A 17,697-nucleotide genomic window follows, 5' to 3' on the forward strand; every position below is an offset into this window, starting at 1 on the left:
CGTCAGTCACCTGCGATGTTGAGTAGGGCGGATCTTTGACCCGCCTTTTCTCGTTTCCTGCGATCGAGGGCGGGTCAAAGACCCGCCCTACTTCGGCATACGGGGAATTGACGCTCCGCGCTAGCCGCGGGCGGCGAGGCGCAGCACGAACACGAAGAGACCCACGATGCCGAACGAGATCGCGCAGCAAGCGAGGAAACCGATGGTGTCGACCTTGTCCCACTTGCAGAACTCCCAGTTCGAACGCGGGAAGAGCTTGGTGTGGTCGAAGCGCGTCGGATTGCGGCGCGTTTCCTCCATGTTGGCGACTTCCAGCTCGGGCGTGTCGCCGACAGGCGTCTTCATCTTGCCGTAGAACTGCGCGACGCGCGCCGGATCGGTCGGCCGGCTGAGCCAGCTGGCGACGATCAGGACGATGAACGGGAACAGCGCGTCGAAGAAGAACTGCGCCGTGAGCCGCTGGCTGGGCGAGAGCGACGCGACGTCGAGGCCCGCCTTGCTCATCAGCCAGCACTCGAGATTGAAGCGGCCGCTGCCGACCAGCCGACTCGAAAGGTCGTCCGGCACCTCGTGCACGACGGTCGCGAAATACACACCGGCTGGCTTGCCCGTCGGCGTCATCGCCACCTGCGTGAGGTTTTGATTCTCGGAGAGCGCCGGAATCTTCGACGCGGTCCACGGAATCACGAGGATCGTGATCGTCGAAAGCACCACGCACGCCCAGACGCCCGTCGCCGTCAACCGGCGCCAGAAATACGTCATCAGCACGCACGCGCCGAAGGGCACGTTGACCGTGAGCACGATGTTCACGATCGAGAGAAAATCGCCCATCAGCCACGCGGAGATCGCGCCGAGCACGAGCACCACGACGATCGTGCAGCGCGCGTAGAAGACGCCCTGCTGCTGCGAGATGTTGGGCCAGATCTGGCGGTAGACATTGCGGACGAAGAGCGACGAAATCGCGAGGGCCTTGGCCGCCAGGGTCGACATCGTGCCGGCGAGCACACCCGCGAGCATGAGGCCGATCAGGCCGGGACCGAGCAGGCGGTTGGACAACGCGCCCCACGCCGCATCCGGATCGGACAGGCCGCCGACGCCGAAGACCGCGATGGCGATCAGTCCGGCGAACGCCCACAGGATGATCATCAGGCGCTTCAGGTAGGTGCCCGACACGCCCGAGCGCGCCGCGAATTCGTTTTTGGCCGATCCGCAGATGCCCATGTTGTGACTCAGGCCGCCGTTCTGGACGATGCTGACGAGCAGGATCGCGCAGAGGCTGAACACGGAGAACTGGCCGACGTCACCGGAGCCGAACAAATCGAACATTCGCTGGGGCACCTTTTCGCTCAGGGCGCTCCAACCTCCGATCGCGTTCAGGCCGACCGGTATCAGCAGCAGCGAAAAGACGATGATCAGCACGCTTTGCAGCCCCTCGTTGATGGCGGCTGCGGACATGCCGCCGAGGACGATGTAGCTCCCGACCACGGCCGCGAACACGACATAGAAAAGGTAATCCGGCAGCAGCGTGATGTAGCTGTGCAACTCGCCGCGGGCGTTGCGGTCGTGCAGCCGCTCGAGTTCCTGCGACTGCTCCGGCGTCAACGTCTGCGCCGCCGCCTGCTTCTCCAGCACCTTCAGCTGATGATAGCCTTCGATCGATGCGCGATCCTCAGCCGTCCACTGCGTTTCCTGCTTCACGACGAGCGAGGAGGCGATCTTGTAGGCGGTGACGTTCGCGAATCCGAGAAACACGCACGCGACGAGAATCTGGAACATCGCGTAAAAGAGACTCAGCTTGCGGCTGGCAAAACGGTCCTCGAACAGATCGGACACCGTGGTGAGCCGCGCGCGGCGGAACCACACATTCATGAACCAGAAATACGGATTCATGAAAACGGTCTGGAACGACAGCCACGAACCCGGCGCGCCCTGCTGATAGACGAAGCTCGCGGTGCTGACCGCGCCCGACGGCTCGGTCGCGTTGCCGAAATTGAGGAAGAACTGGTAGAGCTTGCCGAGCTTGCGGCCGGCGAGGAAGAACCCCTCCTCGGAGTTGTTGCCGCCCGACGCGCGCTTGCCGATGTAAACCACCGCCGCGAGGTAGGCGACGACGATCGCGATGTCCAAGATGTGGAGACTGCCGAAGCGCATAAAAGAAGTTGGATTGAGCGTTGCTAAGAAAAACCGCTGCACGGCAGGGGGGCGCCGGGGCGGCTGAGACCATGCAGCGAAACGAATGGCGTTCAACACCGGCGACGGATGGACCCCTCTGACAGTTCGCGACCCGTCAGAATAGCGCAAGCGCACCGCGCCTCAAGGGGCCCCGCCGCGCAACAGCTCGCGCGCGAGCTCCAGGTTGCGTCGCACCGTTTCGTCGCCGGGCCGCAACTGCAACGCCTGCTCGTAACTCGCCACTGCGTCGCGCACGGCGCCGGTGACGAGCTGGCAGTTCGCCAGATTGACCCGCGCCTCCATGTGCGCCGGCGCCAGCTCGAGCGTCGCGCGGTATTCGTTCATCGCTGCGCGAAAATCGCGGGTCTTCGCCAAAAGATTGCCGAGGCCGTAATGCGCCTCGGCGGAGCGCGGGTCGAGTGTCACCGCCTCGCGCAACGCACTCAACGCGGCCGCGGTTTCGCCGCGGCGCGCGAGGAGATTTCCCAAGGCGAGCCGCGGCGGCGCCCAGGCCGGCTTGAGGCGTGCCGCTTCACGATAGTCGCGCTCCGCCGCGGTCGCGTCACCCCGGCGTTCCTTCGCTCGGGCGAGATGATAATGCGCTTCCGCGATCGACGGATCCGCCGCGATCGCCTGCCCCAGCAGCGACTCCGCCTCGGCCGTGTTTCCCGCGTCGAGCAGCAGCGCGGCCAGGTTCGTGCGCGCGTCCTGCGCGCCGGGATCGGTCGTCAGCGCCGCGCGAAATTCCGCCACGGCTTCGTCCGACCGGCCGAGCTGCGTCAACGCCTCGCCAAGATTCACTCGCGCGCTCACGTAATCCGGATCGGAGGAAAGCGCGGCACGGAAGTGATCGACCGCCTCCAAGGGTCGCCCTTGCGCCAGCAGCAACGTGCCGAGATTGAAATGAGCGAAGGCATGATTCGGCTGCAGGGCGATCGCGGCGCGATACTCCGTCATCGCGTCGTCGATCCGGCCGGCCTCGGCCAGGGCGCGGCCGAGATTGTTGCGGGCCCGCGGATTGTCCGGCCGTTTGGCCACGGTATCGCGCCACAGCGTTTCCTCGGTGCGATAGGTTTGGTTGCGGACGAAGGTCGTCGCGCCGAGCGTCACCGCGACCGCCGCCGCGATGGCGGTCGCGGCCGTGGCGCGCGCGCGGGTGGCCTGGAGCCACGTTCGACTCATGAGCGCCGCCGCCGCGAGCACCGCGGCGAGCGGCAGATACATCCGGTGCTCGGCGATGGTCTGCGTCGCGACCGGCACGAAACTCGAGGAAGGCGCGAGGAGCAGGAAAAAGCATGCGCCCGCGAACCCGACCGGTCGATTCCGCATCAGCGCCCAAAGCGTCGCCGCCCCCAGCGCCAGCAGAAACACCAGCGGTCCCGCCACCGCGGCGGCCGAGGTGACCGTCGTGACGCCGTAGTCGAAGACTTGTCCCGCCGGCCAGACGGCGAGCCGCAGGTAGTGCACGATCGCGCCGCACTGCGTCAGGAAATAATCGAGCGGCGGAATCGCCGCGTCCCACCCGGCCGAGCCGCCGCGGCCGCGATTCGCCAGCACGAGCCAGGCGAGCGGCAGCCAGCTCGCGAACAGCGCGACGTGGACGCGGGCGTGTCGACGCCACGCCGCGGACAAAGAACCCGAAACGAACGTGCGGTCATACAACAGCACGAGGAGCGGCGCGATCGCGGCGGTTTCCTTGGTGAACACGCCGCACCAACTCGCGACCACCGCGAGGACGAACCAGCGGGACTTGGCCGGAGCGGAGGCCGACGCGCGGATGAAGCTGTAGAGGGTCAGCAGGACGAAAAGTCCCGCGAGCGCCTCGGCGCGTTGCACGATATACGTGACGGCGGCGGTCTGCAGCGGATGCAATGCCCAGATTGCGGCCAGGGCGAGGGCCGCGCCGGTTTGGCCGGGCGCAGGCTCGTGGCGGTCGATCCGGGTGCGACGCACGATGCCGAAGAGGAGCAGCGCGGCGGTGACGTGAAGCGAAAGGTTCGTCGCGCGAAATCCGCGCGGATCGAGCCCGTGCAGCGCGTAGTCGAGTGCGAAGGAAAGATTGAGCAGCGGCCGGCCGCTCACGGTTTCGCCGGCGGTGGCGGGCGGTTGCAGCCACGCGAGCGACGGCGGCTGACGCAAGGTGGCGTTCGCGACGATCGACTCCTGATCGTCGAGGAGAAAAGGCGCGCTCAGGCTGTTGCTCCACGCGGCGAAGATCGCGAGCGCGAGGAGGACGGCGGGCCACCACCCGGACACGCGCGGTTTTGCGGAGGCTGCGGCCGTGGGATTCATTACGGGTTTCAGCGAGACGCAGCGTGACCGCTGCGGGGGTGCGGGCAAGCGTCGCCCGCTCGCCCGTCATCAATAAAAAAGCTCCCTCACGAGGAGGGAGCTTTGTAGAGAGACAAACCGGGATCCGACTTAGAAGTCGAAGGAGCTGGTCAACTTGAAGCCACGCGGATCGATGATGCGGAAGGCATACGGCGAACCGTCATAGTTGACGCCAGCCACGCGCAGACCGCCATCTTCGAACACGTTGTCGATGTTCAGCTGGATCTTCCAGCGCACCTTGTCGTTGAGGATGCGGCGGCTGTAGGAGATCCAGAGGTCGGTGTAGCTGTTACCATCGTCGTAGATCGGACGCGAGACGTCGGAGACGTCGAGCGAGGTGCCGTTCGCACCGCTGGCGCGGCCGTAGTAGCCGATGGAGGCCTTGCTCTCCCAGCGCTGACCACCACCCACCGAGAAGCCCCGGAAGCGGCCTTCAGTGAAGTTGTAGTTGGTGAGGAGGGCGCCGCGATACTTACGCTGGCCCGGAGCCGACTGGCCTTCGAGATCGCGCGAGAGCGTCACCTGGGGAGCGAGGACGGCGTTGTAGTAGTTCTCAACGTTCGTCCAGCCGTTGACGTTGTCATGCGTGATATCCGAGGTGAAGCCGTAGCTGGTCCAGAAGTTGGTCAGATCGACCGGGCGACCGCCCGACGTCGTGTAGGTGGCGAAGTTCTGGTATTGCGGCAGGAGGAAGTTCGAGGCCTTGGCCGCCTGCCAGATGGGATTCCGGACGGCGAACCAAGCTTCATATTCCTTCAGCACACCGGCGTACTTGGTGTCCTGACGACCGAACGTCAGACGCAGGGTCCAGTTGGGCGTCGGGTTGTAGTTCACTTCGGCCTCGTAGCCCGTCGCTTCCGCGCTACGCGTGGCGTTGGCGGTGCTGTAGGGGAGGCTGTTGTAATACTCGTAGGGCTGCTGCCAGATCTGAGCCGCCGCCGCCTGGATCCGCTGTTCTTCCGCCTCGGAGATATCCGTGGCGAAATCAGCCGACGTCGGATTGCGGCCGAGGTTGATCATGGCGATCGTGCGGGCCCAGTTCCGGAACGCGGTCGTGTCGATGTGGCCGGAGAGGCGGCTCAGCGTGGTATTGGCGCCGAACTGCTCGTTCTCGTTGCTCGCTTCGAACCAGGTGATGCGAGCGAAGAGCCGGTTATCCAGCAGGGAGAACTGGACACCGTAGTCCTTGCCCTCGCCGGACGGCTTCGGGAGCGCATTGCCGAAGAAGTCGCCGAACGCACCGTTCGGAGGATTGAAGTTGTCCGACTTGTTGTAGCTGAAGCCCAGGTCGCGGACGAACTGCCAGAAGAGCGAGCCCTGACCGGCACGGCGGTCGATGTTGTTCCAATTCTGGAACGGACGGAGGACGCCGCCGAGGGTGCGGGTGGTGCCTTCGACGCGCGACCAGCGGTTCCAACGGTTGAAGAGGAGATCGGTCTGATACTGGCCGTTCACCCAACGATCGGCGTTGGTGAGGGCGGGATACAGCACGGTGCCGTCTTCATCGAGGACCGCCGGGTTGGTGGTCGCATTGGTGCGGGCCTTGAACTTGTCCTTACGAACGCCCCAGGTCGCGATCAGGCGCTCTTTCCAGAGGAAGCTGGTCATGGAGGCGCTGATCGAGTCGGTCTGCTGCTGACTGCGACCCGAACCGTCGAACGTGTTGTACGCGGTCCGCATCGTGATGTCCTTGAAGCTGCTCGACGGGTAGTCGTAGGTCTTGATGTTACCCGTGTAGTCAACGTAGTTCCACTCGCCCGAAGAGCGGGTCACGACACCGTTGGCGTCGCCCGGAGCGGCGAGATAGAACTGGCGGCGATAGGAGCCCTGCATGTTCCAACCGGTGGGAGCGCCGGCGGCGTTGTTGTTCTGGTTGGACATGTAGCGGACCTTCCCCTCGAGCGTGGGGCTGTCGACGAACGAGAAGCGCTGGCGGATCGCCGTGCGCATCGACTCGTCGCGCGACCACAGACCGAGGATCTGATGGCGGCCGAGCCACTTCATCCAGCCGTCCTTTTGCGTGAAGTCGGGCGTGTAGGCCAGCATCGCGCGATAGTGATCGTCGAGCGCCTTGTTGATATAACGGTCGGGATCGACGTCCTCGACGAAGGGCTTGCCGAAATAAGGATTCACCGAGCCGTCCGGCAGATGCGTGTTCGTGTCGACGAACAGCGTGGCGACGTTCAGCTGGGCCACGGTGTAGTTCGTCTTCTGGGTGTAGTCCTGACGGAACCAGCCGCCGCTCAGGTGGAGGTTCGGGAGGATTTCCTGCTCCAGCTCGACGTGGTAGTTCTGGTTCTTCTCCTCGCCCCAGTTCATCTGGTTGATGTTAACCTTCTCCCAGTCGTAGACCGACTTGTCGCTCACACCGGGATAGCGGTAGTTGATCATACCGTTATTGATCGCGGTCCAGCCTTCGGAGCGGGTCCAGCCACGGCTGTAAATGTCAGCCCAGGTCGGGTTGGCGAGGATCTGCGCTTCCGTGACGATGAAGGGAGCGGTGGCAGCCGGATCGGTGGGCGTGCCCCAACCCGAGCGGTAGTTGTAGCCGTAGAGCGGCTGGAACCAGCTCTGGAGCTGACCGCCGCCGATTTGCTGTACCGTGCGGTTCGTCGACCAGCCGATGCCGGGGACGTAGAGGGGGTTCGTGGACGGCGTGTTGGTCGCGGGGCTGAAGCCGCCGAGGCTCGTCAGGGCCGTCTGGCCGAAGATGTTGATGCCATTGTATTGGGTCTGCGCGGCATTCCACTTCGTCGGATCATAGCCCGGGCGGGACATGATGAAGTTCCGCACCTGCTGGATGTGAGCCGAGGTCGCGTGGCTGACGTTGACGCTCGCGAGCTGGCCGTTGGCCAGTCGGAACTCACGCGTCACGGGATTGTAGGACGGCTGACCGGCCAGATTCCACTGCGTGACGAAGTCGCGCGGCGTGAGGGTGTTCGGGCGGCGGTTGTCGTTACGGTAGTTTTCGACGTCCGCACGGATGACCGTTTTCGAGAACGGCTTGAACGTGAGCGCGCCGTACTGCCGCTTGGTAATATCATACGACGGCTTGCGATCGAATTCGCGGTTGTCGTACAGGAACGCGCCATAGATCGCGAGTTTGTCGTCGATCAGCGCGCGGTTGAACGACAGCGTGCCACGATAGGAGCCATACTGGTCGACGCGGACCGTCACGCGGTTGTTATTGCGGTTCAACACCGCCTGCGCCGTGCTCTGGTTAACGATACCGGCCGGGCTGCCCAAGCCGAAGATCATGGAGTTCGGACCGCGGCTGATTTCGAGCGACTGGACGTTATAGGCGTCCATCGGGATCGACGCGATCGACGGATAGTAGTTGATCGCCGTGCTGGGAGCGCCCAGACCGCGCACGCGATTCGCGGTGGCATTGGTGAAGCTCGACACGGAGCTGCCCTGCGTGCCGCCCGCGCTCACGTCGAGCACGCCGTCACCACGCATCGTCGGCGTCGAGGGCGTGTAGGTCAGCGAACCCTCAGTGTTGATTTCGTAACGGAAGACGTCGTTGATGTCGACCGAGGCGGTGTCCTCCATCTGCTGCTTCGTCACCACGCTGATGGAGGCGCCGAGGTCGGACAGGTTCATGCGCATGCGGGAACCCGCGAGGGTGTTCTGCGCGAAATAGCCTTTGTCCTTGGAGGCATCGACCGTGAAGGGCGACAGCACAATCAAATCTTCTTCTTCCTGATTCGTCGTCGTCGCGGGTGCCGGCGCAGCGGTCTGCGCCCAGCCCACGGTCGCCGACAACATCGCCAACAAAGATACCGAGAGGTATCGCACGCATGACTGCGAGGTATGTAGTGGTGTGGTCATGTTCTTAGGAGCTAAGGGGACTATTTAAAAACGCACCTCGTCGAACCGAGCGACGACGAGACACGGAGGGAGACGAAACGGATTCGCCAAGGTGCAGCGGGGTCCGGGGATTCGCACTTCGTGCCCTGACGTGAAGCCGCTTCGTCGGATGGCCTCAACCGAACGAGCCCTCAGACAGTCCGAAGGAATAGGTCCGATCCGCCGCTGCGGCGAGGTGTATCAAAAAAAGGGATTCACGAGAAGGGGCGCTCGTGCCGGTGAAAATCCGCCGGGTAAGGGCGCCACCATAGCGGACGCGCGGCATTGTTCAACCGGACCGGCACGATTGCGCGAGCGCACGCGCAGATTGACAGCCGCGGCGCGCTCGTGCGGCATCGGCGCACTCCGCCGCCGGATCACCGCGGCCCGAACCCCCGTCATCATGGCAGACGCATCCACCACCGCCACCACCGAGGTCAACGAATACGAACGCGAGCGCGTGCCCAATCACGCGCTCAAGGGCCCAAGCTCCTTCTGGGGCATGTATGCCGGTGAGCATACGGCCGGCACCGAGTTCATGCTCGGGCCGCTCTTCATCGCGTGGGGCGCCTCGGCCGTCGACGTCATCGTCGGACTTTTGCTGGGCAACATCCTCGCGGTCCTCACCTGGCGCTATCTCACCACGCCGATCGCCACTGACCTGCGAATGACGCTTTACTATAAGCTGGAGAAGATCTGCGGCCGCAAACTCGTGTCGTTATACAATCTCGCGAACGGCGTCCTCTTCTGTTTCCTCGCCGGCGCGATGGTCACGGTGTCGGCCACCGCGGTGGGCGTCCCCTTCCCCGGCGTGCAGATGCCGACCTTCACCGACACGATGCCGACGGGTCTCGCGTGGTGCGTCGTGGTCGTGATCCTCGGCGCGCTCCAGACGGTCGTCGCGGTGCGCGGCTATTCCTTCGTCGCCCGCGTCGGCCATCTCGCGGCGCCGTGGATGTTTCTCGTTTTCGTCGCCTGCGGACTGAGCACGCTCCCGAAGCTCGCCTCGCTCGAGCCGTCGAAGATCTGGACCGGCGTCGCCCTCAACGGCCAAGCCAGCATCGGCTTCGTGGGCATCGTGCTGTTCTCCTGGCTCTGCAACGCCGCCATGCACCTCGGCATGTCGGATCTTTCCATCTTCCGCTACGCGCGGAAAAACTCCTCCGGCTGGGCGGCCGCCGCCGGCATGTTCCTCGGCCATTACGTCGCGTGGATCTGCGCCTCGCTGCTCTTCGCGCTCGAACTGCAGCAGCGCGGCGCCGACGCCTCCAACGCCCCCGGTCCGATGGTCTTTTCCGCCACCGGCTGGGCCGGACTGATCTGTGTCGTCATCGCCGGCTGGACCACCGCCAATCCCACCATCTATCGCGCCGGCCTCGCCTTCCAGGGCGTGCTGCCCGCGATCTCGCGCAACACCGGCACGATCATCGCCGGCACGGTCGCGACCATCGCCGGGCTTTTCCCCGCGTTCGCCATGAAGCTCCTCGATTTCGTCGGCATCTACGGGACGGTGCTCGCCCCCGTCGGCGCGATCATCGTCGTGGACCACTACTTCGCGCGGCGGCTGAACCTCACGTCCAACTGGGCCGAACGCACCGGCTCGCCCTTCAATGTCGCCGCGCTCCTCGCGTGGGTGCTTCCGGTCGCCGTCTTCTTCTATTTGTACAAGCAATATAACATTTTTGCATCTTACATGACCGTGCCGGTGTGGATCGCCTGCGGCATCCTGTATATTGTTTTTTCCAAACTCTTCCTCCGCAACCCCGCGCCCGTCGCCGTCGCCTCATGAAACTCGCCCGCCTCGTCGCCCTTCTCGCGCTCGTCCTCACGCTCGGTCCCGCCATCCTCTTCGCCGCCGGAGTCCTCTCCGACGCCGCCATGAAACACACCATGCTTGTCGGCACGCTTCTGTGGTTCATCGCCGCACCGCGCTGGCTTCACGGCGGCACCGCCTGAGACACCGACCTCCTCCGCCGGCCACCGCTGCCGACATCCGCAACGCTTCCACGCCGGGCCGGTCGCAAGACCGGCCCGGTTGCTTTTACGGGAGAACTCCCATGCTCCTGACGATCCGACGATCCTTCGTTTGCGACTTCCCCCACGCGCACGACATTCCCCGTCCGCGCCGTTCCCCGCGCCTTATGCCCTCCCGCTTGCTGCTTTCGTTTGCCCTGCTCATTGCCGTTCCGTCCGCGTTCGCCACGGATCTCGCCTGGCCCGCCGTCCGCCCGGAGACGAAGCCGTGGACCCGCTGGTGGTGGCTCGGCAACATCGCCGACGAAAAATCCCTCACCGCTTCAATGGAAGCGTGCGCGTCGGTCGGCCTCGGAGGTCTCGAGATCACGCCGATCTACGGCGTGCACGGTTACGAAAAACAATTCGTCCCCTTTCTCTCGCCGCGCTGGGTCGGTCTGCTCGAACACACGCTCGCCGAGGGTCGGCGGCTCGAGCTCGGAATCGATCTCGCCAACGGCACCGGCTGGCCGTTCGGCGGACCGTGGGTCACCGATCGCGACGCCGCCCACTATCTCGCACACCGCATCTTCGAAGTCGAAGCCGGCAGCTCGTTCACACAACGCGTCGCCTTCGAACAAAAGCCCGTCCTTCGTTTCGCCGGCCCGCGCCGCGTCGCCCTCGACACGCTGAAACAACCGGTCGCCACCAACGACAACCTGCAGGAGCTCGCGATCGACCAGGTCCGTTTCAAAACGCCGCTCCCGCTCGTGTCGCTCATGGCCTATCGCGACAACACCGGCCCCGCGATCGACCTCACCGATCGCGTCGACGCCCGGGGCGAGCTCAACTGGACCGCGCCCGCCGGCAGCGGGCGATGGACGCTCTACGCGCTTTTCCTCGGCCAGCACGGCAAGATGGTCGAGCGCGCCGCGCCCGGCGCCGAGGGCTACGCCATCGACCACCTGTCCTCCACCGCGCTCGACCACTATCTCGCCCGCTTCGACGAGGCGTTCGCGGGTCGCGATCTCTCCGGCCTGCGGGCGTTCTTCAACGACTCCTACGAAGTCGACGATTCCGAGGGCGAATCCGATTTCACCCCGCGTTTCTTCGCCGAGTTCCAACGGCTCCGCGGCTACGATTTGCGCCAGCAGCTGCCGCGATTCTTCCACGGCGATGAGCAGGTGCTGAGCGATTACCGCGAAACCGTTTCCGATCTCCTGCTGGAGCAATTCACGCAGCCCTGGCGCGCGTGGGCCAACCGTCGCGGCGTCCTCATTCGCAATCAGGCGCACAACGCACCCGCCAATATTCTCGATCTCTACGTCGCCAGCGACATCCCCGAGCAAGAGGGCAACGGCCGGCTCGCCATGAAGCTCGCCTCTTCCGCCGCGCACCTCACCGGCAAGCCGCTCGCCGCCGCCGAAATCGCCACCTGGCTCAACGAGCATTTCCTGACCACCTTGTCCGAACTGAAGGACAACGCCGACGACTTCTTCCTCGGCGGCATCAACCATGTCGTCTACCACGGCACGGCTCTCTCGCCCGCCGACGATCCGTGGCCGGGTTTCCAGTTCTACGCCTCCGTCGAGCTCAGCCCGGCGAATCCATTCTGGCAGGATTTCGGCGCGCTCAACACCTACGTCGCCCGCGTCCAGTCCTTCCTGCAACACGGCGAGGGCGACGAGGACGTGTTGCTGTATTACAATATCCACGACCGCTGGGCCGAGCGCGGCGAGGGCACGATGCCACACTTCGGCCACGGCCGCGATCCGATCGGCACCAGCGCTGCCGCCACCGGCGCCGCGTTGCTCGAGCGCGGCGTCGGCTTCGACTTCATTTCCGACCGGCTGCTCGCGTCCGCTCCGGTTTCGCGCTACCGCGCCATCGTCCTGCCCGACACGCGTCACATGCCCGTGGATACGCTCGCGCGGCTCGTGCAGCTCGCGTCCGACGGCGCGACCGTCCTCGTAGTCGGCGAGCTCCCTCGCCGCGCGCCAGGTTTCCTCGGCCCGCAACGCCAGCCGGAATTCGACCGCCTGCTCGCGCAGATTCGCGCCCGGCTTGAACGCCACGGCGACACGAGCGTCGCCCCGGTCGGCCGCGGACGCTTCATCCTCGCCCCCGACGTCGACGCGCTGCTCGCCGCGTCCCGGCTCCCGCAGGAAAAACTCGTGAGCCTGGGCCTCGAATATGTCCGACGCCGCACGCCCGAGGGCGCCGCGTATTTCCTCGTCAACCGCAGCGATCGTCCGCTCGACGCGTGGGTCCCGTTCAACACTTCCGCCGACCGTGCCGCGCAATTCGAACCGATGACGGGGCAACTCGGCCTCGCCGCGCTGCGCAAAAACCAGGACTCCGCTTCGCATGCCGTCTCCGAGGTTTACCTCCAACTCGCACCCGGCGCGTCGACGATCGTGCAATTCCGCCACGACACCGCCCAAGCCCCCGCGTGGTCCTACTGGCGCGCGAACGGCGAGGCGGTTGAGCTCCGCGAACCGTGGCAGGTGCATTTCGTCCGCGGCGGTCCGCAGCTCCCCGCCGATGCGTCGTTGACGGCCCTGAGCTCGTGGACCGATTTCGCCGGCGATCTCGGCCGCGCGTTCTCCGGCACCGCGACCTACACGACGACGTTTCCGCGCCCCTCCGGCGGCGCGTCCGCGTTTGAGCTCGATCTCGGCCACGTCGCCGACAGCGCGCGCGTCACGCTCAATGGCCGCGAGCTCGCCACGCTGATTCGCGCGCCGTGGCGTGTGACGATTCCCGCGGACCAGCTTCGCGACGAGAACACGTTGACGATTTCCGTCACGAACCTCGCGGCGAACCGGATCGCCGATCTCGATCGGCGCGGCGTCACGTGGAAAAAATTCTACAACGCCAACATGCCCGCCCGGCGGCGCGAGAATGTCGGCCCCGACGGACTTTTCACCGCCGCGCGGTGGACGCCGCGCAACTCCGGACTGCTCGGCCCCGTCAAGCTCGGCGTCCTCGTTCCGCTGCAACCGCCATCGACCCCATGAAATTCCTCCGCCTCGCCCTGTTCTCCGCCGCGCTCTCGAGCGCATTCGCCGTCACCGACGACCGCACGTTTCCCCTCTGGCCCGAGGGCGTGCCGAATGCGAAACCGGAGGTCGGCCCCGAGCAGGTCGACGGGCGAGGCTGGGTCACGCACATCGCGAATCCCACGCTCACGTTCGTGCGTCCCGCCATCGATCGCCCCAATGGCACCGCGGTGATCATCTGTCCCGGCGGCGGTTATTCCGGGCTCTCGCGCGAGCGCGAAGGCGTACAATACGCGAACTGGCTCAGCACGCTCGGCGTCACGTCGTTCATCCTCACGAATCGCGTCGGCGATTTCGGTCACCCCGCGCCGCTGCAGGATGTGTTGCGCGCCGTGCGCATCGTGCGTTCGCGCGCGGCTGAGTTTAAAATCGATCCCGCGCGCATCGGCGTCATGGGCAGTTCCGCCGGCGGCCATCTCGCCGCCAGCGCCGGCACGCTCTTCAATCATCCCGCGGGCAAAACCGGCGCGCCGCTCGACAGTGTCAACGCGCGTCCTGATTTCCTGATTTTGATGTATCCGGTGATCACGCTCGACGATCCCTACACTCACGCTGGTTCGCGCCAGCAACTGCTCGGCAAAAATCCGGATCCCGCGCTGCTGCAGCTGATGTCCGTCGAGAAGCAAGTGACGAACGACACGCCGCCGACGCTGCTTATCCATACGCAGGCCGATCAGGCGGTGCCGGTGGAAAACAGCATCCTGTTCTTCCAGGCGCTCACCCGCGCCAAGGTGCCCGCGGAAATGTATCTGTTCGAACGCGGCGGCCACGGCATGGGCATGCGCGACGGACTCGGCACCTCTTCCGCGTGGCCGAAACGCGCCGAGGAATGGCTGCGCGCCCGCGACCTGTTGACGCCGGCCAAATCCTGACCGGCGACCGCCCCGCCTTCACTTCATCATGTCCATCCTTCGATCCCTCCTCCTGGCGTCCTTCACGCTCGCGACGACCCTGCCCGTTTTCGCGCAAACGCCGCCGCCCCCCACCGCGCTGCACATGATGCGGCCCGATTATCCGGTGGCCTACGAGCCGGCGACCGAAGCGGAGATCAAGACCGTGCTGGATCGCGTCCTCGCCTACGTCGACGCCGAGACCAAGCCGCAGATCGTCGATCGCGCTTCCGGTCAGCCGGTCACCGATCTCGCCCACCTTCCCGCGCACCCCGCGCTCACCCGCACGACGTTTCTGCTCACCAGCTACGAATGGGGCGTCACCTACGCCGGTATGATGCATGTCGCGGCCGTGACCGAGGACGCGCGCTATCGCGACTATGTTGACAGCCGTCTCGGCACCCTCGCCGCGCTCGCCAACCACTTTGGTGCGCAGCCGCTCCCGGCCGACCTGCCGCCGCGCGAGGCGATGCTCAGCCTCCGCTCGGTGCGGCAGCCGCGCACGCTCGACGACTCCGGCGCGATGGCCGCCGGCATGATCAAGGCCGCGCGCGCTGGCGTGCAAACCGCTGCCCTGCGCCCCAGCATCGACCGCTTCCTCGATTTCATCTCGAACCGCCAGTTCCGGTTGACCGACGGCACCCTCGCCCGCAACCGCCCGATGCCCAACGCGCTCTGGCTCGACGATCTCTACATGAGCGTCCCGGCGCTCGCGCAGATGGGCGCGCTGACCGGCGAACGGCGCTATTTCGACGACGCCGCCCGCCAGATCGCGCAGTTCTCCGAGCGTATGTTTGTTTCCGATACGAAGCTTTACCGCCACGGCTGGATCCAGGAAATGGATCCCCACCCGGCCTTCTACTGGGCGCGGGCCAACGGCTGGGCCATCGTCGCCATGGCCGAACTGCTTGAAGTCCTGCCGGCCGATCATCCCGCCCGCGAAAACGTGCTCGCCCAATATCGCGCGCATGTCGAAGGGCTGGCGACGCGCCAAGGCGGCGCCGGGCTCTGGCACCAGTTGCTCGATCGCAACGATTCCTACCTCGAAACGTCCGCGTCCGCGATGTTCGTCTACGCCATCGCCCGCGGCATCAATCGCGGCTGGCTCGACGAAAAGGCCTACGGCCCCATCGTCTCGCTCGGCTGGAACGCCGTCGCGCAAAAGGTGAACGCCCAAGGCCAGGTCGAGGGCACCTGCGTCGGCACCGGCATGGGCTTCGATCCGATGTTCTATTACTACCGCCCGACCAACGTCCACGCCGCGCACGGCTACGGTCCCGTGCTGCTCGCCGGCGCCGAGATGATCGCGCTGCGCCGCGGCAAGGGCGCCGTCGCGGTGATCCACGACGGCGGCGTGCACTTCGACCGCGCGACCGGACACTGAGCCGTTCGTTCCTTTTTCTCCGGCCGGAGCCGTAAATCCGGCCGCGTTCTCCTAAATCCGGGCTCTGCGAGTCCGGCCGTCTCCACCCGTCTCTTTCGCCATGAAATCGATCCTTGGCCTTACGCTCGCCCTTTTCTTTTCGATCGCCGCCGCCGCCGCGCCGGCCCCGCGCGTCATGGAGCGCCTCTCCCGCGGTGTCGTCGCCGTCCAGCAGCCGGACGGCGGCGTATTCGTTTCCTGGAGACTGTTCGCCACCGACCCGGCCAACATCGCCTTCAACGTCTATCGCACGACCGGCGCCGGTTCGCCCGAAGACACCGGGCCCTTCGGCTCGCGCCCTGACCCCTGGACGGGCACCCGGAAATTGAACGACGCTCCCCTCGCCGACGTCACCTGGCTGGTCGACGCGCACGCGCGGCTCGAACGCGAGACGCGCTACTTCGTCCGCCCTGTGATCGATGGCCGCGAGGGCGAGCCGAGCGCGCCGTTCGTGATTTCCGCCAACGCCGCGCCGCTGCCTTATCACGCGATCCCGCTGCAAACCCCCGACGGCTACACGCCAGGCGATGCCTCGGTCGGCGACCTCGACGGCGACGGCGATTACGAGATCGTATTGAAGCAGGAGCAAAATCCGCAGGACAACTCCCGCTCCGGCGTCACCGGCGACACCCTGCTGCAGGCTTACAAGCTCGACGGCACGCTGCTCTGGACGATTCACCTCGGTCGCAACATCCGCGAGGGCGCGCATTACACGCAGTTCATGGTTTACGATCTCGACGGCGATGGTCGCGCCGAGATCGCGTGCAAGACCGCCGACGGCACGATCGACGGCACCGGTCGCGTCATCGGCGACCCGCAGGCCGATCACCGCAACGCGCAAGGCCATATTCTCCGCGGTCCGGAGTATCTCACGATCTTCGACGGCCGCACCGGTGCCGAGCTCGCCACCACGCCTTACGTCCCCGCGCGGCATCCGACGAAATCGGATCCCACACCGGAGGAACTCGCCGAAATCTGGGGCGACGGCTACGGCAACCGCAGCGACCGCTATCTCGCCGGCATCGCCTACCTCGACGGCGAACGCCCGAGCCTCGTCATGTGCCGTGGCTACTACACGCGCGCCGTGCTCGCCGCGTGGGACTGGCGCGACGGCACGCTCACGCAACGCTGGGTGTTCGACAGCGATGCCTCGCCCGAGAACCGCGCCTATCGCGGCCAGGGCAATCACAACCTTTCCGTCGCCGACGTCGATGGCGACGGCCGCGACGAAATCGTCTACGGCGCCGCCGTGATCGACGACGACGGCACCGGCCTCTACTCGACCGGCTGGGGACACGGTGACGTGTTGCACGTCGGCGACCTCGTGCCGTCGAATCCCGGCCTCGAGATCTTCGACATCCAGGAGCGTTTCGATGAGCAAGGCATGAGCCTCCGCGACGCCCGCACGGGACGCCCCATCTTCACCATTCCTTCCGTGAAAGCCGCCGATTCCGGTGGCGACAAGGGCGAAGGCCCCGGCCGCGGCAACGCGTTCAACATCGATCCGCGTTTCCCCGGCGCCGAGAGCTGGGCCGCGGGCGCTGGAATGGACGGCCTCTACGACGCCACCGGCCGCCGTTTCCTCGAACGCCGTCCGCGCGGTTTCCCGTGCAATTTCGGCCTCCTCTGGGACGGCGATCTACTCCACGAGTTGCTCGATCAGAACCGCATCGTGAAATGGAACTGGGAAACGGAAACCATCGACCCGCTCCTCGTCGCCCACGCCTGCACCTCGAACAACGGCACCAAGGCGACGCCCGCGGTGAGCTGCGACCTCTGGGGCGACTGGCGCGAGGAGGTCATCTGGCGCACGCGCGACAATCGCGAGCTGCGCATCTACACGAGCACGATCCCGACGAAGCACCGGCTCTTCACGCTGATGCACGATCCGCAATATCGCCTGAGCGTCGCCTGGCAGAACGTCGCCTACAACCAGCCGCCGCATCCCAGCTTCTACCTCGCCGAATCCGCCCCGCTGCCTGCGCCGCCCGCGATCCGTTATCCATAAGGGCGCGCC

The 17,697-nt window shown here is 65.6% G+C and carries 9 protein-coding genes; 6 read left to right on the plus strand and 3 right to left on the minus strand.

From position 1 onward, the window contains the following. Positions 1-120 precede the first annotated feature (120 nt). The 3 genes from AC6RV7_RS05390 to AC6RV7_RS05400 form a co-directional block, all read right to left on the minus strand. Positions 121-2,151 carry a sodium:solute symporter family protein gene (locus AC6RV7_RS05390; RefSeq protein ID WP_500092880.1) on the minus strand — a complete coding sequence of 677 codons (2,031 nt, stop codon included), beginning with the start codon at positions 2,149-2,151 and terminating at the stop codon, positions 121-123. Between the two features lie 162 nt (positions 2,152-2,313). Further along, the gene (locus tag AC6RV7_RS05395) at positions 2,314-4,464 is read right to left on the minus strand and encodes a tetratricopeptide repeat protein (protein WP_500092881.1); all 2,151 of its coding nucleotides are present in this window, start codon (positions 4,462-4,464) and stop codon (positions 2,314-2,316) included. Positions 4,465-4,593: 129 nt separating this feature from the next. Further along, positions 4,594-8,334 carry a TonB-dependent receptor plug domain-containing protein gene (locus AC6RV7_RS05400; RefSeq protein ID WP_500092882.1) on the minus strand — a complete coding sequence of 1,247 codons (3,741 nt, stop codon included), beginning with the start codon at positions 8,332-8,334 and terminating at the stop codon, positions 4,594-4,596. Positions 8,335-8,755: 421 nt separating this feature from the next. On the opposite strand from AC6RV7_RS05400, the gene AC6RV7_RS05405 reads away from it, so the two are divergent. The 6 genes from AC6RV7_RS05405 (at position 8,756) to AC6RV7_RS05430 (ending at position 17,688) form a co-directional block, all read left to right on the plus strand. Continuing rightward, entirely contained in the window at positions 8,756-10,141 is a 1,386-nt protein-coding gene (locus AC6RV7_RS05405) for a purine-cytosine permease family protein (protein WP_500092883.1), read from the plus strand. Continuing rightward, on the plus strand, positions 10,138-10,308 hold the full coding sequence (locus AC6RV7_RS05410; protein WP_500092884.1) for a hypothetical protein: 171 nt from the start codon (positions 10,138-10,140) through the stop codon (positions 10,306-10,308). The genes AC6RV7_RS05405 and AC6RV7_RS05410 overlap by 4 nt, the downstream gene beginning before the upstream one ends. Positions 10,309-10,493: 185 nt before the next feature. Beyond that, positions 10,494-13,325, plus strand: a complete 2,832-nt coding sequence (locus AC6RV7_RS05415) for a glycosyl hydrolase (protein ID WP_500092885.1) — start codon at positions 10,494-10,496, stop codon at positions 13,323-13,325. Beyond that, entirely contained in the window at positions 13,322-14,239 is a 918-nt protein-coding gene (locus AC6RV7_RS05420) for an alpha/beta hydrolase (protein WP_500092886.1), read from the plus strand. Before AC6RV7_RS05415 ends, AC6RV7_RS05420 begins: the two co-directional genes overlap by 4 nt. Positions 14,240-14,267: 28 nt before the next feature. Beyond that, positions 14,268-15,641 carry a glycoside hydrolase family 88/105 protein gene (locus tag AC6RV7_RS05425; RefSeq protein WP_500092887.1) on the plus strand — a complete coding sequence of 458 codons (1,374 nt, stop codon included), beginning with the start codon at positions 14,268-14,270 and terminating at the stop codon, positions 15,639-15,641. Between the two features lie 100 nt (positions 15,642-15,741). Next, a complete protein-coding gene (locus AC6RV7_RS05430; RefSeq protein WP_500092888.1) occupies positions 15,742-17,688 on the plus strand; it encodes a rhamnogalacturonan lyase in 1,947 nt (648 codons plus the stop codon). Positions 17,689-17,697 lie beyond the last annotated feature (9 nt).

This window comes from Opitutus sp. sgz309028, assembly GCF_059821195.1.

Bases quoted from the DNA above. Each gene is read 5' to 3' on its own strand.
- AC6RV7_RS05405 (WP_500092883.1), top strand. From the start codon at position 8,756: ATGGCAGACGCATCCACCACCGCCACCACCGAGGTCAACGAATACGAA.
- AC6RV7_RS05430 (WP_500092888.1), top strand. From the start codon at position 15,742: ATGAAATCGATCCTTGGCCTTACGCTCGCCCTTTTCTTTTCGATCGCC.
- AC6RV7_RS05410 (WP_500092884.1), top strand. From the start codon at position 10,138: ATGAAACTCGCCCGCCTCGTCGCCCTTCTCGCGCTCGTCCTCACGCTC.
- AC6RV7_RS05420 (WP_500092886.1), top strand. From the start codon at position 13,322: ATGAAATTCCTCCGCCTCGCCCTGTTCTCCGCCGCGCTCTCGAGCGCA.
- AC6RV7_RS05425 (WP_500092887.1), top strand. From the start codon at position 14,268: ATGTCCATCCTTCGATCCCTCCTCCTGGCGTCCTTCACGCTCGCGACG.
- AC6RV7_RS05400 (WP_500092882.1), bottom strand. From the start codon at position 8,334: ATGACCACACCACTACATACCTCGCAGTCATGCGTGCGATACCTCTCG.
- AC6RV7_RS05395 (WP_500092881.1), bottom strand. From the start codon at position 4,464: ATGAATCCCACGGCCGCAGCCTCCGCAAAACCGCGCGTGTCCGGGTGG.
- AC6RV7_RS05390 (WP_500092880.1), bottom strand. From the start codon at position 2,151: ATGCGCTTCGGCAGTCTCCACATCTTGGACATCGCGATCGTCGTCGCC.
- AC6RV7_RS05415 (WP_500092885.1), top strand. From the start codon at position 10,494: ATGCCCTCCCGCTTGCTGCTTTCGTTTGCCCTGCTCATTGCCGTTCCG.